Origin of the sequence: Methanolobus sp., assembly GCF_030682845.1 — an archaeon.
Lineage (GTDB): Archaea > Halobacteriota > Methanosarcinia > Methanosarcinales > Methanosarcinaceae > Methanolobus.
Genome location: NZ_JAUXNK010000096.1, coordinates 57,985 through 74,234 on the forward strand (window position 1 = coordinate 57,985; position 16,250 = coordinate 74,234).

Sequence of the window (16,250 nt, forward strand, 5' to 3'; positions counted from 1 at the left end):
TTATAACATAATCCTTGTAATTTTATTTTAATAGCTATGCGCGTATAGACCATTAAACATGGTCAATACTTAAAAGCATTTACATTACTCACCGTCTGCCCTTATCCTCGCAACACCGACTACTTTATCCTTCTGGCGCACATCCATGATCTTGACACCCTGGGTGTTCCTGCCCTGGATACGTATATCCTTTACAGGTATCCGGATAATAATACCTTCGGAACTTGTGAGCATTATCTCATCAGTATCCTTTACAGCTTTAACGTTCATGACAGGACCATTCCTCAGGCTGGTCACTATAGTGATGACACCCTGGCCACCCCTGTGCAATGTACGATACTCACCAAACTCTGTACGCTTACCAAAGCCATTCTCAGTCACTGTCAGAAGGGATGCGCTCTCATCCACAACATCCAGGCTGACCACCAGATCCCCAGGCTCCAGCCTCATCCCGCGGACACCCCTTGCACTTCTGCCCATCGGGCGCACATCTGCTTCAGAGAACCTGATAGCTTTGCCGTGCCTTGATACCAGCACCATTTCTTTTGAGCCATCAGTCAATGCCACATTAACCAATTCATCACCCTCATCAAGGTTCAGCGCGATAATGCCTGCCTTGCGCGGGTTGCTGAAATCGGAGAGGGAACTCTTTTTAACGGTTCCCATGCGGGTAGCCATGAACAGGTAGCTGTCCTCTGAAAATTCGCTCACTGGTATCATTGCAGTGACAGACTCTCCTTCGCTTAGTTCCAGCAGATTCACTATGGCCTTGCCTCGGGACTGCCTGCTGCCTTCAGGTATTTCGTAGACCTTCTGCCAGTAGACCCTTCCCTTGCTGGTAAAGAAGAGGAAGTAATTATGAGTTGAGGCTACGAATATATCGGTCACGAAGTCCTCATCTTTTGTCTCCATGCCCATAATACCCTTGCCACCCCTATGCTGCTGGGAATAGGTGTCCACCAGTAGGCGCTTGATGTAACCACTGTTGGTGATAGTGATAACTACTTCCTCATCAGGTATCAGGTCCTCGTCTTCCAGCTCCATGACAGAGCCCTTGATCTTGGTTCTCCTTTCGTCACCGAAGCGCTCCTTCAGATCGGCAAGCTCAGAGCGGATTATTTCATACTTCATCTCATCGCTCTTGATTATCTCGTCCAGTTCGGCTATGAGCTTGAGTATCTCATTATACTCATCCTCTATCTTCTGCCTTTCAAGTCCTGTCAGTTTCTGCAGGCGCATGTCAAGGATAGCCTTTGCCTGTATCTCATCCAGGCCAAAGTTACTGATGAGGCCTTCACGTGCAGTCTCCACATCCTTTGAAGACCTGATAAGGGTTATGACCGCATCCAGATGGTCAAGAGCTATCTTCAGCCCCCTCAATATGTGGGCCCTCTCCTCTGCCTTCCTAAGCTGGAAAAGCGTCCTCTTCTGGATAACCTCTATACGGTGTTCGAGGTAAATGCGCAGCATGTCCTTAAGACTCAATTCCTTGGGGACATTGTCCACCAGAGCCAGGTTAATGATACCGAAAGTGGTCTGCATCTGGGTATGCTTGTAGAGCTGGTTTAAGACCACATTTGGATTGGTAGTCCGTGTAAGTTCGATAACAACACGGATACCATCACGGTCAGACTCATCACGCAGATCTGAAATGCCTATTAGTCTCTTATCCCTGACAAGCTCGGCGATATTTTCAATAAGCTTGGCCTTGTTTACCTGATACGGAAGTTCTGTCACGATTATAGCGTTCTTATCCTTCCTGATCTCCTCTATCTCAGCCACAGCCCGAAGATGTACCTTACCACGTCCGGTCTCATAGGAATCCCTTATTCCCTGAGACCCGAGGATGACGGCACCCGTCGGGAAATCCGGACCCTTGATGACCTTCATCAGTTCACTGACACTTACATCTGGGTTATCTATCTGCATGAGTGTAGCGTCAATGACCTCGGTAAGGTTATGGGGAGCCATATTAGTAGCCATACCCACTGCGATACCTGTGGAACCGTTGACAAGCAGGTTTGGCAGCTTTGCCGGGAGTACAGTGGGTTCCTGAAGTGAACCATCATAGTTGGGACGGGTGGAAACTGTGTCCTTATCAATATCTATGAGCATCTCATCCGCGATCTTGTCCATGCGTGTCTCAGTGTAACGCATGGCTGCTGCGGAATCACCATCAATGGAACCGAAGTTGCCCTGTCCGTCGATCAGGGGGTAACGGAGGGAGAACTCCTGTACCATCCTTACAAGGGAATCATAAACAGCAACATCTCCGTGAGGGTGGTACTTACCGAGTACGTCTCCCACTACACGGGCGGACTTCTTATAAGGTTTATCGGAAGTGATGCCGGCTTCCTTCATTGCATAGAGTATCCTGCGGTGCACAGGCTTGAGACCATCCCTTGAATCGGGAAGTGCACGCCCCACGATGACACTCATCGCATAGTCCATGTAGGAATTCCTCATCTCATCTTCAATGAGAATGGGGACGATCTTCTCGCCGGTATCTGTCGGCTGGGTGTCAAGAGGCATCTCATCCACGGGAACTGGAGTGGAAGTCTTGTTATTCTGGTTATTATCGTTATCTGTATTATCTGCCATCTACCTCACCTCACACATCCAGGTTGACGACATCCCTTGCGTGTGTCGTGATAAAGTTCCTGCGAGGCTCTACCTCGTCCCCCATAAGAATAGAGAACATCTCATCCGCTGCTATAGCGTCGTCCATCGTCACCCTCAATAATGTCCTTGTTTCCGGGTTCATTGTGGTTTCCCATAGCTGCTCGGGATTCATCTCTCCAAGACCCTTGTAACGCTGTATGCCAACATTCTTGTCGCCTAACTCCTGCAGTTTGGCTTGCAGTTCCCTGTCTGAATACACATAATATTCAGCCTTCCCCTTGGCCACACGATAGAGAGGCGGCTGGGCTATGTAGATATAACCTGCATCTATCAGCGGCTTCATGTGCCTGAAGAACAGGGTAAGTATGAGAGTGCGGATGTGAGCGCCGTCGACATCGGCATCGGTCATGATGATGACCTTATGGTAGCGAGCCTTATCAAGGTTATAATCATCGCCTATGCCCGTTCCCATTGCAGTTATCAGGGAAAGCACTTCATTGTTCTTGAGCACTTTCGCAAGACGTGCCTTCTCGACGTTGAGGATCTTACCCCTGAATGGCAGTATAGCCTGGAAACGGCGGTTGCGTCCCTGTTTCGCTGATCCGCCTGCAGAGTCTCCCTCCACGAGGTAGATCTCACAAAGCGAGGGATCTTTTTCCGAGCAGTCGGCCAGTTTGCCAGGAAGCGTGCTTATGTCCAGGGCATTCTTTCTCCTGGTAAGCTCCCTTGCCTTCTTTGCGGCTTCCCTTGCGCGCTGTGCATCAAGTGCTTTCTGCAGGATTGCATTGGCAACCTTGGGATTCTCCTCCATGTACTCAGAAAGCCCTTCTGAGACCATGGATTCAACGATGCCTTTCACATCACTGTTACCGAGCTTGGTCTTGGTCTGCCCTTCGAACTGGGGTTCTGTGATCTTGACACTGATGATAGCTGTCAGTCCTTCGCGTATGTCCTCGCCTGAAAGCTTGTCCTCACCCTTTGCCATCTTATTCTGCCTGATGTAGTCATTAGCTACCCTTGTAAGGGCCGCCTTGAAGCCGACAAGGTGGGTACCTCCTTCATGGGTGTTAATATTGTTAGCAAAGGAATACACATACTCAGCATAGCTGTCTGTGTACTGCATGGCAATCTCAACTACCGTACCCTCCTTCTCACGCTCGAAATATATAGGGGATTCATGAAGGACATTCCGGCTGTGGTTAAGATACTTTACAAAGGATACAATACCTCCCTCATACTGGAATACTTCCTGCTGGGGCTGTTCGATCCTGAGATCGGATATGCTTATCTTTATCCCCTTATTGAGGAAAGCAAGCTCCCGGAGTCTTGTGACAAGTGTGTCATAGATGAACTTCGTTGTCTCGAAGATGAGAGGGTCGGGCTTGAAAGTTATCTTTGTGCCTGTGCCTTCGCTTTCCCCAATTTCCATTATATCATCATGGGGCTTTCCACGTTCATAACGCTGGTAATATAGCTTGCCATCACGCTTGACCTCTGCCTCCAGCCATTCAGAAAGTGCATTGACAACTGAAACACCCACACCATGAAGGCCACCTGAAACCTTGTAGGTGCTCTTGTCGAACTTCCCTCCAGCATGGAGAATGGTCATTACTACTTCAAGTGCGGATTTGTTATACTTGGGAAGGTTCCCTACAGGGATGCCCCTGCCATTATCCTGAACAGTAACAGTTCCCTCTTCATTTATAGTTACATCTATCTCGGTACAGAATCCGGCCAGTGCCTCGTCAATGCTGTTGTCCACCACTTCATATACCAGGTGATGAAGGCCCCTGCCTTCGACACTGCCTATATACATACTGGGTCTCTTACGCACAGCTTCAAGTCCCTCAAGGACCTGGATGTTGCTTGCGTCATAACCCTGTTTTTCTGCCATATTTAATACGTCTCCCATAAAAATAAGTTGACATGAAATATGCTATTCACGTCCAAAATGTGCATTCGTTCATTCCCTCAAACTCATTCAAAGAAAGATTTATTTCAACTCGCTAGCTCGTCTTTTTTCCAGAGAAATGTTATGCTACCTTATAGGTGTTCATGCTTATTAAAGGTTTATATAAAACTCTGCATAAATAGAGATGCACAGGCGAAAAAAGAGTTTGTTTTCTTGTATTATTATTTATCAAAAATGGGAAAAGAAGGATTACGTTTCCTAGAGAGACCTAAAACAAAAAAAGTTCATTAGAACAACCTCATTTTCTTCCCTATTCCCGCGGTCAGTGCCTTGTGATAGACCATGTTTGCTGTCACAAGGTCCTGTACTGCAAGACCTGTAGAGTCAAATACAGTTATCTCTTCGTCGTTTTCCCTTCCGGGTTTGATGCCTGCAATGACCTCACCGAGCTCTGCATGAATATCAGCTTGCGAGAAAACGCCAGAGGAGATGGGCACATTGACCTCTCCTGAGTGGGACGCTTGTATTATATCATCAACGACTACCTTGGCCCGTTTAAGCAGAGAAGACCCTATCTCCTGCTTTCCTGTGGCATCGGCTCCAATGGCATTGATATGCGTACCTTCGCGGATCCATTCGGACTTCACAATGGGACTCCTGACAGGAGTTGTCGTTACAAGGATATCGCATTTGCAAACTTCCTTTATGCTTCCAGTGCGGACAAAATCACAATTCACAACCGGAGCCATCTCCTTCTCGAAAGAGGCACAATTGCTGAGGTTCCTGCAGGTGATCCTGACCTGCTCTATATCCATGGACTGCGAGAGCGCAAGCAACTGGGTACGTGCCTGGTCTCCGGTACCCACCATGCCCACTATATTCGAATCGGAGCGCGCGAGATATTTTGCAGCAACACCCCCGGCGGCACCTGTACGCATATCGGTCAGGTAGGTACCATCCATGATAGCAAGAGGTGCGCCGGTTTCGGTGGAATTGAGCACAACGACTGCCATGACAGTGGGGAGGCCCTTTTCCCTGTTATCAGGGTGCACGTTAACTATTTTGACACCGGCTATGTCCTGATCCTCCATGAAAGATGGCATTGTGCGCAGGTCTCCATTGTGTCTTTCGAAATAAAGATAGGATTTTGGAGGCATCTGCACCTTCCTGAGACCATGCTCCCTGAATCCGGACTCTGCAGCCAGCATTGCCGAAGGCATGTCAAGTACGCTTTTAACATCCGATTGGTTAAGCCACAATATATCCATGGACATACTCCTTTTGACGTATTGAAGGAGCTTGAGCGCTAACTTATAAGATAATTGTGCCTGATGGTCTGCAGGTAAGGCAGCAAAGACAACAGGAAAGGCAGCTTTACAGCAACGATGTTGCTGCTCATCCGAACAGATAAATAGTAAAAATATATAATAGGTATGGGGGTTAACATGAATATACTGTATGTATTCGCACATCCTGAACCGAAATCCTTTAACTCGGCCATGAAAGAAGCAGCCTTGAAGACACTTAATGAGCAGGGTCATGAAGTAAAGCTCTCGGACCTGTTCGCCATGGGATTCAAATCTGTACTGGACAAGCATGATTTCCTGCAGCCTAAAAGGACAGATGTCTTCAATCCGTTTCTGGAACAGATGAGTGCAAGTAAGAATGGTACATTTTCCAGGGATATCATGGACGAGATGGAAAAGGTCAGGTGGGCTGACATGCTGGTATTCCATTTCCCGATATATTTCACAAATATGCCAGCAATGATGAAAGGATGGATAGACAGAGTATTCGCCGCAGGTTTTGCTTTTAACCCGGCAACCCAGAGTGCATACGAAACAGGCCTGCTCAAAGGAAAGAAAGCCATGCTTGTCATGACAGCAGGTGCCGAAGAATCACTGTATTCAAAAGGAGGCATGCACGGGGACATACATGAGATTCTCAGGTACATAACCCACTGTACACTTGAATATACAGGTCTTGAGGTATTGCCATCTCACATAGTTTTTGGTGCGGGGAAGATGTCAGGGGAAAGAGTGACTGCTGAAATAAGCTCATACATGGACAGGCTCATATCAGTATTGCCTCCTGCCATGGACTAAGCCGACAGGGAGCACTTCCATAAGAACAGCATCCCAAGGCACATAATACTTCCACTATATTCGCAGTTTAAGCAAGTGATTTATACACTGGGTCAGTAGTATTATTACAGAAGATAAGAGGGAGTTAGATGAAGAATAATGGAAACATCATGATGGGAATCATGGTTTTGATAGTGATAGTGATAGTTGCTGTCACTACGCTCTCCCTGGGATGTGCGGAAAATGGGAACATCACTGGGGACGTGAATGACACTGGCAACGGCATAGGTGATGATACTGAATACGTGTACAGAACTGCTGCAGTCGAGGAGGTTGACGTCAGGATACTTGAATCATTCCCTGTCCAGGTGCATGTAACTGCAAGGGGATACCTTCCTGATGGCTGCACCGTTGTAAATTCGAACGCCACCAGTGTACAAAGAGAAGGGAATACTTTTAATGTGTACCTGGAAACAGTAAGACCAAGAGAGGCAATGTGTACAGAGGCACTTGTACCATTTGAGCAGAACATCCCCCTGGATGTGTACGGGCTTGAGAGAGGCACCTACACTGTAAATGTGAACGGTGTTGAGGAAACTTTTGAACTGACAACTGATAATGTGCTGCCGGAATAAGCAGCCCTTTTTTATATATCTGAATCACCAGCCTGGCATCACATCTTTTCATCATAATGCCTGCTTTTTGACATAGTGTTCGATCTTGCTCCAGAAGCTCTTAATGTCAATCGGCTTGGAGATGTAATCAGTACATCCGGCTTCTATGAAACGCTCATGATCACCACGCATGGAGTGGGCTGTTAAAGCTATCACCGGAACATTTTTTGTACCCTCGTCTTTTTTAAGAAGGGAGAGCAGCTCAAGTCCATCCATTTTAGGTAATTGCATATCAAGCAGGATGAGGCTGAATTTTTCATATTTGATCTTCTCGAGTGCAACGAATCCATCCTCAGCCTGTGTCACACTGTACCCGCAAGCTACCAGCAAGTCAACTGTTAACTCCATATTTATGGGATCATCTTCAACTACCAGTATTTGCGCCATTTTTACTCATCATCTCTCAACATGTAAATGAATAATCCATAAACAAAGTATTGTGATGAATAAGTTACATAATATAATAATATATACTTATCTATTCGCTTTTTCTACAACATAATATGCTTATTTAGAATAACGGCATCATATCGAATTATTAGAAAGATTGCAGGTGCCCCGTGGAAAAGAATAACAACATCGTGGAAAAAGACATATCGTGCATCGTAAAGCAGATACACGCATCCCCTTACATGATATTGCTTTCCATTACCGGAGGTGGGACCGGAGCTATCGGGGAAATGCTCAGACATGGTAATGGTTCAGCTACTATGATCGAAGCTATCGTACCCTATCATGAGAATGCTCTTCGGGACTTTATCGGGAAAGAGCCTGAGAGATACTGCTCAGAGGAAACTGCACGAGAGATGGCGATGGCTGCTTTTAAGAGGGCACTGGAAATGGCACATTCCGAAAAAGGATTCAGACCCGACTACCTTATCGGAATCGGAGCCACCTGTAAACTGGCCAAAGAGGGTGAGCGTGAGACAAGAGAACATGAGATCCATATTGCTTCACAATCCATTTCAGGAACAAGCACAACAAGCCTGACCCTATTGCAGGACAGAAGCCGGGAAGAGGAAGAAGAACTGGCCTCCACTTTTCTGATACATACTATAGCGCGGCTTTGCGGGGCAGGACCTATCAGTTTGGATGCAATTTCAATGACCGAACAGCAGGTAATGGAGAAGAAGGAGGCCGCTGTCAACCAGGATATTGGAGAACTGCTTTTAAGCATCCTTCTGAAAGAGGACAGCTACGGCAAAAAGTGCATAACAATTGCTCACAGTCAAAAGACTGTACCTGCAGCCTCAGGTATAATCTTTTCAGGTTCATTTAACCCCTGCCATAAAAACCATGCAGCAATAGCAAAGATAGCTTATGAACGATACGGATCACCGGTGACTTTTGAGATATCACTTGCTAACGTGGACAAACCTCCAACTGACTTCATCTCCCTGGAAAACAGGATCAACTCCTTGAAGACATATGAAAATGAAGGATTCTTCGGAAATATCTGCCTGACAAATGCCCCGCTCTTTGCAGACAAGGTGCTGTTGTTCCCCGACTCCCGGTTCCTGATAGGTTCTGACACCATGAACCGCATTTTTAATGAAAAGTATTACCGTGAAGGAGAGAACAGAGTCACTCTCATCGAACATTTCAAGAGGCATAATGTAAGCTTCCTCATATTCCACAGGCAGGATGTGGAACTCGGGGAACTCGGCATAGACAAAGATGTTATGGAGATATGCGAGATCATGCCGCATGACACATATATGGACGACGGCACATCATCAACAAGACTTAGGAAAACATGTGCCAAGTAATTTTTTCAAACATATCTGACGCCGCAGACCTTGTAAAAAGAAGGGTAACCTCTTGACTCATAAGTTTGCATAATACCCATGTCCACCGCTTTTCCCAGTTTGTGGAGTAACTTCTGAGCTTCAAGGACTTTGTCGAGTCCCATTTGTCCCCAGTTCTCGCAGCAAACATCATCAAGAGTACTTTTTAGCAGGCAGAACTCTTCGGGAGAAAGGCAGGCATCAAAGCTTATGCAGTAAGGACTGTCCTTATATGCATCCCCTGCCCGGGAAAGCATATCCTCAAGCAGCCCGGCGTTCATCTCACATACGAACTGGTGACGTGAAGGGACCACATCCTCTTTGTGGTAATGCACTTCGGCAAGGAACAGGAACCTTTCACATTCATGGATCCATTCCCTTAAACTATATAGAGTATTCATGCCTTGACCGAGAGAATATAGAGCTTCCAAATATAAAAGTCTAATCAATAAAAAGCATGAGCATATATTTGCATACCATTATACACCTGTAAGAAGAAGCATACATGTATTCACCTGTTAATCATACACGTAGGATGCGTATGAAACCAACAATCCGAAATGTCATACCGGTCTCTTGAAAGCGAAATGAGGAAACTAAGCAAGCAAAGTAAATAGAGGGCACAAGTGCGCTAAGCACGTACACAAGACAATGTACAACCTATAATACATTAAATATTGTACATATTGGCAAATGTATGAAATATCACATGACCAAATGTCACAATTGCCGCCCTATAACGCTGGGACCACATGGCATCGCTGCTGCAAGTCTTTCTGGCTGCTGTGAGCCGATCATCAGTTTACTGCCATCTCTGAATTCCAGCAGCACGCCCCGGTCACCACTCACATTGTAAGCAGTCCCTTTCAATCCATAGCGGATACCCCAGCCACCATAGTCCCTTATAGGCCTGTATTTTTGCACATGGCAAGACCGTATGCTGTCAAATGTAAAATTGCGGTATGACCTGTGCAGCGGATAGAAGCGCACATATAAGCCATCGCTGCGAACTTCGGTCACCAGACGCAGGGAAGCCATGAAAATTGGAAACAGTATGCCAAAAATGACCCATATAAACACTGACCCGCTGTCAGATGCCGGGTTAGTACCAAAAGTCCTTTTGAAAACCAATTGCTCTATGACAGCATACCAGGATACTGATGCAGGTACCAGAACAAGCACCCAAAGCCATAGCTGATTGAATTTCTGTTCCTCCCTGAAAAGAATATGGTTGCTTGAACTCATGATAATTGCCATAGAGGTTGCAATATATAGTCCTTCCGTTCTTCCATGAATTTCATTAAAAAGCTGTAATGATGATTTTATAACTGAAACCAGATATGGATTATTGATAACATGTATATTGAGATTCACACAACAGTAAGGGACATGGAAGAAGCAAGGAAAATGGCGAGCGTTCTTGTTGAAAAAAAGCTTGCTGCATGTGTCAATATGTACCCTGTAACTTCTCTTTACAGATGGGAAGGAAAGATAGAGGAGGATGAGGAAGTAGCACTTTCCATAAAGAGCACCTCCGAGAGATTCGAAGATATCAGGAGAACTATCAGAGCATTGCACAGTTATGACCTCCCTGCCATCACTTATTGGGAAATGAAGGGAGACGTGGAATACCTTGCATGGATAAAGGATTCCACCCGCTGATCATCTCCTGCCGAAGAAGAAACCCAGTATCTGACCCAGTACAACCCATACAAGATACAAGAGCATCATCAGGAATAGCAGGGACATGAATAGAACAAAGAAGTGCAGCACCAGCCAGAGGACCAGCAATATAGCTGCTACTTTCAGGAGAGAGCTAAGTATTATACCGGAGAAATCCACATTTTCTGCGGATCCCTGTGCATCATGAGTCCGATATGTATAAGACCTGTAAGTGTAATTCCCACGGGAGTACGACCTGAAATTGCTGCGGGTACTGTTACCGCCGGAATTGCCATAAGTGCTGTTGCCTTCAAAGGCGCTTGCATATCCCGGATATTGAAGACTGCGATCATAACGGGCCCGCTTATCCGGGTCCGCAAGAATGCTATAAGCTTCATTTATCTTCTTTGACTGCTCTTCGGCGCCCGCATCGGAGTTCCTGTCAGGATGATATTTTGCTATCAGAGTACGATATCTCTTCTTGAGCTCGTCCTGTGAAGCTCCGGGAGGCATTCCAAGAACAGAGTAATAATCAGGCACACTCATATCAACGATAACCTCTGTTATTCCCTAATATCCACCCTACCCAGATATAGGATATGGGCCTTATATATAAACAATTTCTCGATAATAGCCCATCGGGAAAGAAGATTGAAAATATATAAACATATTTATTTGAGCTTTGCAAAAGATGAAATAATATTTCAGTTATACAGCCAGCAATGAGCAAGGAAGAAAAGTCAGTCTCAAAAAGATGGACTGCCCAGGGAATCCGTGAAACAGACCCTGACCGGAAAATGCATTACTTCACCCTGGCACTGGAACTTAACCCATACGATGCTGTGGCATTGAACCAGAAAGGGATGCTTCACCACAGAAAAGGAGAGTTTGAAAAGGCCATCGTCTGCTACGACAAGCTATTGAACACTGCAGATACTTCCGCAGGAAACGCTGAAGCAGTAAAACCAGGCTCTGCGGCTGTGTTATACAATAAGAGCCTTGCACTGAGATGCCTGGGAAAGAACGAGGCAGCCCTGAATTTCGTTAAGAAGGCGCTCAGATATGATCCGGAGAATGAGAAACTAAAAAAGCTTCATGAGCAGCTCCTGATGATGACGGAGGATATCAGGAACACCCCCGTAAAAAGAGCACTTATCGAACCTGGGAAGATCCCTGTCAACGTCATATATAGCGACTGGCAGCCTCCCGGAGTCATGACTCTCCTGGCTCATGCAATGAAGTGCAGCCAGAGCGACATCAAATACTACAAAGGGTTTGGTGAGGACCTCATAAAAGAGAAGGCGATACAAGATAAACTGAGCCGGCACGTGTACTGTTGTACAGTCTGTACGTTCCAGCACAAGAATGTCTGCAGGCATAGTGAATCAAGGGGAATGGCCGTCTCAGCAACTGCTATTTGCAGGCGCTTCAGGCCAAAAGAAAGCTTATGAGGAGAATACCCCTCAGATGATCCCAAGCTCTGTGAGCCTGTTCGGCAAGTAGGTATCTGTCACGAAATCCAGACCCTTGCCTGCAAAAGCCTGCTGCTCAGCTTTCTTGTTGATCTCGAGCTGCAGGTTTATCTGTTCTTTCCAGTAATCAGTCTCAAAGCGCGGGTCCGTAAGCTCGCTTCGAAGTGCAGCAACGTCCTTGTCTGTAAGTTTGTCAGTTGAAAGCTCATATTCCACGATATCCGAAGGCTGAACGCCTATGAATTGCGCACCCGGAGTGGCCATGTGCTCCGACAGATGAGCACTCTTGATAGCACCATAGGCAACGGACGCGAAGATACGGTACGACCAGGGATCACCATCAGTGAACACTACCACAGGCAGCTTTAGTTCATCGTTCATCCTTTTGATGATACGCCTTGTGGACCGGGCCGGCTGGCCCTTCAGGTGGACAAGCACAGCATTGTACTTCTCGTCAAAACCATTCTCAATGAGCCTTGCATACATACCACCAGTCTCAATGGCAATTATGAAATCAGCATCATGATCAAGGAACTCGATGTTCTCGACATTGAACGGAATCTGGTAGCCGCTTTCCCCGATGTCTTCCTGACAGTGGATGACCCTGTTGCCACGCTTTGTTTCCTCGCGTATGCGCACCGGACCGAACATAGTCGCACCGTCCTCTTCCGGGCGCATGTGGAAGTATTCCCTCTGCAGGCCGGATATTATCTCAAGGTCCTCAATAAGCCTGTCACTTTCGGGCTGCTCGCGGAACTTGGCAATATCCCAGTTCTCTGAGATGTAGTATAATTCTCTTAATGTTGAGCCGCGGTTCTGGTTCAGGTGGTTGTTCACAAGGAAATCCACTACATGCGTGGTCTTAAGAAGCTGGAAAGCCCCTTTTACGGTCTTGGCACTTCTTTCGGTCTCACGGTCCCCATACACCCACACCTCACTCTCATCACTGTACTCGATGTTCTTTTTTGTACGTGTTGGGAGGTTAACATTGGGAATGGTCTCGCTCAGGAACTGATTGTACAGTTCCTCGGCAAGCCCAAGAAGGCGGTTACTTGCTATAGCATCATGCTCTTTTCTCTGCAAGGATATTTCTTCAGCCATTCAGTTCACCCCTCTTATGGCTTTGGAGCCGGTCACAAGTTCCTCGTCAAGCCCTTCAACTATCAATACGGGTAGCTTGGATACTTCATTGTCACTGAGAGTTGCCACGGAATACCGGATGACCTTGGAAGCTCCGGCGGAGATGCTCACATCCCATATATAATCGTAATCATTACCCATTGCAATCACTTTAGGTTGAGGTACGGGGCCTTCTATATTGAAAGGCAGCATGTCATGTACCTTGAAATCATATTTCTTTGCTGAGAAGTTCTTCACCTTTATAGCAACATTCACACCGCCGTTGCCATCACTTTCCACTACCCTGTGAACAAGAAGATTACCCATCACCTTTGCTACGACCGGACCTATGTCAGGAGTTTCTCTTTTAAGGGTCTGCGCAAGCTTCTGTGCCATTTTAGGAAGCACCTTGGTGATTATGATCTCCTTTTCACGACGCTTTTTCAGGGTATCCTGCTTGCTCAGATACCTGCTGAGTTTCCTTGACACTTCTTTTACCGCGAGCTCGATCTCATCCTTGATCTCAGGAATATCGGCTATGGCATCCTTTGATTCGGAAGTGAAGGGAACGTTGGTGGATGCTACGTGGATAAGCAGGACTACCGGGCCGCTTGGGAGAGCTCCACCTGGCTGGTTCAGACCGTACTGTTTCCATTTGATGGATTCTATTGCATGCGTGGCGACACAGCCGCCCTGTTGGTACAACAACGGCACCCTGTTGGCAAAACGCATTATCTCGATGCGGTCGTCCTTATGGAGAGCGCCGCCATATGCTATGCCTACTTCAACGACAAAGGGATTGCCGGAAAAGACGGCCGGTGCACGGGTGGTCGTGGCGATGAAATCCACACTGAATTCCTTCTCAAGTCCTTTATAGATGAGATCTTCCCCTATAGGAGAAAGGCAGTCCGTAGGAGGCGCCATTATCTTCACCTTTGCGAATGCGTCAAGAAGTTTCTTTGACTGGTCACGGCTCATCTCATGAGGATCTAGATCAGGGTCCAGCCCCGAAGCCTTGCATATCTCTTCTGCGGTCAAGTGACCTATCTTTGAGAACGAATAGCGTAAGAAAGGAGATAATTTCTGTCGCTCAGTATAGCGCAGCATCTTCATCAGCTTCCCGAGCTCGATACCATGAGGATGAGGAAGGATCTCATTTGCGGGCACAGGCATCTTATCAGTAGCTCTCTCGAAAAGCACTTCATTACCATCAGGCTCAAAAAGAGTGATCCTTGCGTGGGGATTGACAATCGCAGTGGACTTGAGATACTCATAAATGGACTGCCTCCTGCCTTTAACATAAGCTGCCTCCATCTCCAGCTCGATGCGGGTGCCGTGGGGACGATCCCATTCCACTACCTCGTCCCTGAGGATCTCAGGCTCATTTGTGCTGGTGTTGATCATCAGTTCGCAGTAGTGGGCAGGTTTACCGGGCCCGATCTTGGAGATGACCTTTGCAGGATGGCCGGATGTGAGCTGTGCATAAAGGACAGAGGCAGAGATGCCTATACCCTGCTGCCCTCTGCTCTGCTTGAGCGCATGGAACCTTGAACCATAGAGGAGCTTTGCAAATACCTTGGGTATCTGCTCCTTTACTATACCTGGCCCGTTGTCTTCTACAATGACAACAACATTATCCTTTCCGGAGCGTTCGATGTGCAGCAGTATATCAGGCAGTATCTGGGATTCTTCACAGGCATCCAGAGAATTATCTACTGCCTCCTTGACAGTTGTTATCAGGCTGCGAGGCGCGGAATCGAAACCAAGTATCTGCCGGTTCTTCTCAAAGAATTCTGCAACACTGATAGATTTCTGGTTCTTCGCAAGTTCTTCTGCAATGAGGGTTGCCATAAAAGTATCTTCCTTTTCGATGTTGGTAAGAACATCAGAGTAATATGATAAATAAATAACGTCGAAAATATAAATGATACAAAATGTTTTTAAAAAGTTTCATACACTAAGATAAAAGAATTAAAAGCCCAAGTGATCACTTGAGCTCAGCACCAACGATGGTCTGGGTCGCAGTGACATCCCCAGCCTCACGTATAAGGTCCACTATGTAATTAAGGTGGCCAAGATCCTCAACTTCAATTATGACCACAAAATCATATTCACCAAAGACATGGTATATATCCTTAATACCTTCAATCCTGCTAAGCTCGTTATAGGCTATTCGCTCCTTCCCAGGCAGCACATTTACCATTGTGACTCCGATTACCATTAGATCACCACATAGGAGTGGGATACATGATATTTAGAAGTTTTCTTTGTTTTTAGAAACAATATGACCAACTGCTGAATTTGCGCTCACCGGGAGAACATGAGAGCAGCATAAAGCTTCTATACACTGAGACTAATGGCGGAATAGAGGAGATTATAATCATCATTATGATGAATGCCACTAAATATAAATACATAAAATAACATATACAAGAAGTAGATGAGCGGGTTATCTTATTTTTGACAATAACCCCCACTCCCCGACCCGCTCATACTCCACTTTAGATTCTTGTGCTCTGACAACTCTGGACTGCCAGTTTTAAAACTGAGACTATCCTGACTGCATGGCTTACTTTCGGCAGGGATGATGAAAAGCCATAGCGCAGGCATACAGTACAATACAGACAATAAATACTAGTTGTATAGATATACAATTTTTAAAAGGTACATGAAGATATATACACATATGTGCATACTATTGAGAAATACAAAGCCTCAACAGAAACTGAATACTATATGCAATGAGCATGCAGGCAAAATAAAAAAGTAAGAATTAAAACCCAACTTTGACAGTCTTGTTTTTGATCAACTGAATATCTATCTTTTTTGTGTTCATTAGAATCGAAGTATCTCTTTTTTCCTAGTGATTGTTTGTCTCTTTACTTTCTTACATGCTTGTTTTTACAATTTGTCGATTT

Annotated in this window: 15 protein-coding genes; 5 read left to right on the forward strand and 10 right to left on the reverse strand. The window is 46.1% G+C overall.

Going from position 1 to position 16,250, the window contains the following annotated elements; all coding sequences use genetic code 11:
• Positions 1-84: 84 nt before the first annotated feature.
• From gyrA to ala, 3 genes are all read right to left on the reverse strand, one after another.
• Positions 85-2,601: a DNA gyrase subunit A gene (gene gyrA / locus Q8J68_RS13305; RefSeq protein ID WP_305311997.1), complete on the reverse strand. Its 2,517-nt coding sequence runs from the start codon at positions 2,599-2,601 to the stop codon at positions 85-87.
• Between the two features lie 10 nt (positions 2,602-2,611).
• Positions 2,612-4,516 (reverse strand): DNA topoisomerase (ATP-hydrolyzing) subunit B, encoded by a 1,905-nt coding sequence (gyrB, locus tag Q8J68_RS13310; protein ID WP_305311998.1) that lies wholly within the window; start codon positions 4,514-4,516, stop codon positions 2,612-2,614.
• 305 nt (positions 4,517-4,821) lie between these two features.
• Complete coding sequence (gene ala, locus Q8J68_RS13315) at positions 4,822-5,802, reverse strand: alanine dehydrogenase (RefSeq protein WP_305311999.1); 981 nt, start codon at positions 5,800-5,802, stop codon at positions 4,822-4,824.
• Positions 5,803-5,979: 177 nt separating this feature from the next.
• Here ala and Q8J68_RS13320 point away from each other — a divergent pair, with 177 nt between their 5' ends.
• Positions 5,980-6,639: an NAD(P)H-dependent oxidoreductase gene (locus Q8J68_RS13320; protein WP_305312000.1), complete on the forward strand. Its 660-nt coding sequence runs from the start codon at positions 5,980-5,982 to the stop codon at positions 6,637-6,639.
• 128 nt (positions 6,640-6,767) lie between these two features.
• On the forward strand, positions 6,768-7,253 hold the full coding sequence (locus Q8J68_RS13325; RefSeq protein WP_305312001.1) for a hypothetical protein: 486 nt from the start codon (positions 6,768-6,770) through the stop codon (positions 7,251-7,253).
• A 51-nt stretch (positions 7,254-7,304) separates the two neighbouring features.
• Here the strand turns inward: Q8J68_RS13325 and Q8J68_RS13330 are convergent, their stop codons facing one another.
• Complete coding sequence (locus Q8J68_RS13330; RefSeq protein WP_305312002.1) at positions 7,305-7,679, reverse strand: response regulator; 375 nt, start codon at positions 7,677-7,679, stop codon at positions 7,305-7,307.
• Positions 7,680-7,852: 173 nt separating this feature from the next.
• Between Q8J68_RS13330 and Q8J68_RS13335 the strand changes: the two genes are divergently transcribed.
• Positions 7,853-9,061 carry a hypothetical protein gene (locus Q8J68_RS13335; RefSeq protein ID WP_305312003.1) on the forward strand — a complete coding sequence of 403 codons (1,209 nt, stop codon included), beginning with the start codon at positions 7,853-7,855 and terminating at the stop codon, positions 9,059-9,061.
• Positions 9,062-9,066: 5 nt separating this feature from the next.
• Here Q8J68_RS13335 and Q8J68_RS13340 read toward each other — a convergent pair whose 3' ends face one another.
• Both Q8J68_RS13340 and Q8J68_RS13345 read right to left on the reverse strand, forming a co-directional pair.
• Positions 9,067-9,480 carry a hypothetical protein gene (locus tag Q8J68_RS13340; protein WP_305312004.1) on the reverse strand — a complete coding sequence of 138 codons (414 nt, stop codon included), beginning with the start codon at positions 9,478-9,480 and terminating at the stop codon, positions 9,067-9,069.
• Positions 9,481-9,799: 319 nt separating this feature from the next.
• The gene (locus Q8J68_RS13345) at positions 9,800-10,324 is read right to left on the reverse strand and encodes a DUF6141 family protein (RefSeq protein ID WP_305312005.1); all 525 of its coding nucleotides are present in this window, start codon (positions 10,322-10,324) and stop codon (positions 9,800-9,802) included.
• 111 nt (positions 10,325-10,435) lie between these two features.
• Between Q8J68_RS13345 and cutA the strand changes: the two genes are divergently transcribed.
• Positions 10,436-10,741, forward strand: coding sequence for a divalent-cation tolerance protein CutA (gene cutA / locus Q8J68_RS13350; protein WP_305312006.1), 306 nt, complete (start codon positions 10,436-10,438; stop codon positions 10,739-10,741).
• On the opposite strand, the gene Q8J68_RS13355 is transcribed toward cutA, so the two are convergent.
• Positions 10,742-11,287, reverse strand: coding sequence for a DnaJ domain-containing protein (locus tag Q8J68_RS13355; protein WP_305312007.1), 546 nt, complete (start codon positions 11,285-11,287; stop codon positions 10,742-10,744). It lies immediately after the preceding gene.
• Positions 11,288-11,463: 176 nt separating this feature from the next.
• On the opposite strand from Q8J68_RS13355, the gene Q8J68_RS13360 reads away from it, so the two are divergent.
• A complete protein-coding gene (locus Q8J68_RS13360; RefSeq protein WP_305312008.1) occupies positions 11,464-12,192 on the forward strand; it encodes a tetratricopeptide repeat protein in 729 nt (242 codons plus the stop codon).
• 12 nt (positions 12,193-12,204) lie between these two features.
• On the opposite strand, the gene Q8J68_RS13365 is transcribed toward Q8J68_RS13360, so the two are convergent.
• The 3 genes from Q8J68_RS13365 to Q8J68_RS13375 form a co-directional block, all read right to left on the reverse strand.
• Positions 12,205-13,314 (reverse strand): DNA topoisomerase IV subunit A, encoded by a 1,110-nt coding sequence (locus Q8J68_RS13365; RefSeq protein WP_305312009.1) that lies wholly within the window; start codon positions 13,312-13,314, stop codon positions 12,205-12,207.
• Positions 13,315-15,183, reverse strand: coding sequence for a DNA topoisomerase VI subunit B (locus tag Q8J68_RS13370; protein ID WP_305312010.1), 1,869 nt, complete (start codon positions 15,181-15,183; stop codon positions 13,315-13,317).
• A 136-nt stretch (positions 15,184-15,319) separates the two neighbouring features.
• Positions 15,320-15,553, reverse strand: coding sequence for an Lrp/AsnC ligand binding domain-containing protein (locus Q8J68_RS13375; protein ID WP_305312011.1), 234 nt, complete (start codon positions 15,551-15,553; stop codon positions 15,320-15,322).
• Positions 15,554-16,250: the final 697 nt, after the last annotated feature.

Coding starts and splice junctions, on each gene's coding strand:
- gyrA (WP_305311997.1), bottom strand. CDS start 2,601: ATGGCAGATAATACAGATAACGATAATAACCAGAATAACAAGACTTCC.
- gyrB (WP_305311998.1), bottom strand. CDS start 4,516: ATGGCAGAAAAACAGGGTTATGACGCAAGCAACATCCAGGTCCTTGAG.
- ala (WP_305311999.1), bottom strand. CDS start 5,802: ATGGATATATTGTGGCTTAACCAATCGGATGTTAAAAGCGTACTTGAC.
- Q8J68_RS13320 (WP_305312000.1), top strand. CDS start 5,980: ATGAATATACTGTATGTATTCGCACATCCTGAACCGAAATCCTTTAAC.
- Q8J68_RS13325 (WP_305312001.1), top strand. CDS start 6,768: ATGAAGAATAATGGAAACATCATGATGGGAATCATGGTTTTGATAGTG.
- Q8J68_RS13330 (WP_305312002.1), bottom strand. CDS start 7,679: ATGGCGCAAATACTGGTAGTTGAAGATGATCCCATAAATATGGAGTTA.
- Q8J68_RS13340 (WP_305312004.1), bottom strand. CDS start 9,480: ATGAATACTCTATATAGTTTAAGGGAATGGATCCATGAATGTGAAAGG.
- Q8J68_RS13345 (WP_305312005.1), bottom strand. CDS start 10,324: ATGAGTTCAAGCAACCATATTCTTTTCAGGGAGGAACAGAAATTCAAT.
- cutA (WP_305312006.1), top strand. CDS start 10,436: ATGTATATTGAGATTCACACAACAGTAAGGGACATGGAAGAAGCAAGG.
- Q8J68_RS13355 (WP_305312007.1), bottom strand. CDS start 11,287: ATGAGTGTGCCTGATTATTACTCTGTTCTTGGAATGCCTCCCGGAGCT.
- Q8J68_RS13360 (WP_305312008.1), top strand. CDS start 11,464: ATGAGCAAGGAAGAAAAGTCAGTCTCAAAAAGATGGACTGCCCAGGGA.
- Q8J68_RS13365 (WP_305312009.1), bottom strand. CDS start 13,314: ATGGCTGAAGAAATATCCTTGCAGAGAAAAGAGCATGATGCTATAGCA.
- Q8J68_RS13370 (WP_305312010.1), bottom strand. CDS start 15,183: ATGGCAACCCTCATTGCAGAAGAACTTGCGAAGAACCAGAAATCTATC.
- Q8J68_RS13375 (WP_305312011.1), bottom strand. CDS start 15,553: ATGGTAATCGGAGTCACAATGGTAAATGTGCTGCCTGGGAAGGAGCGA.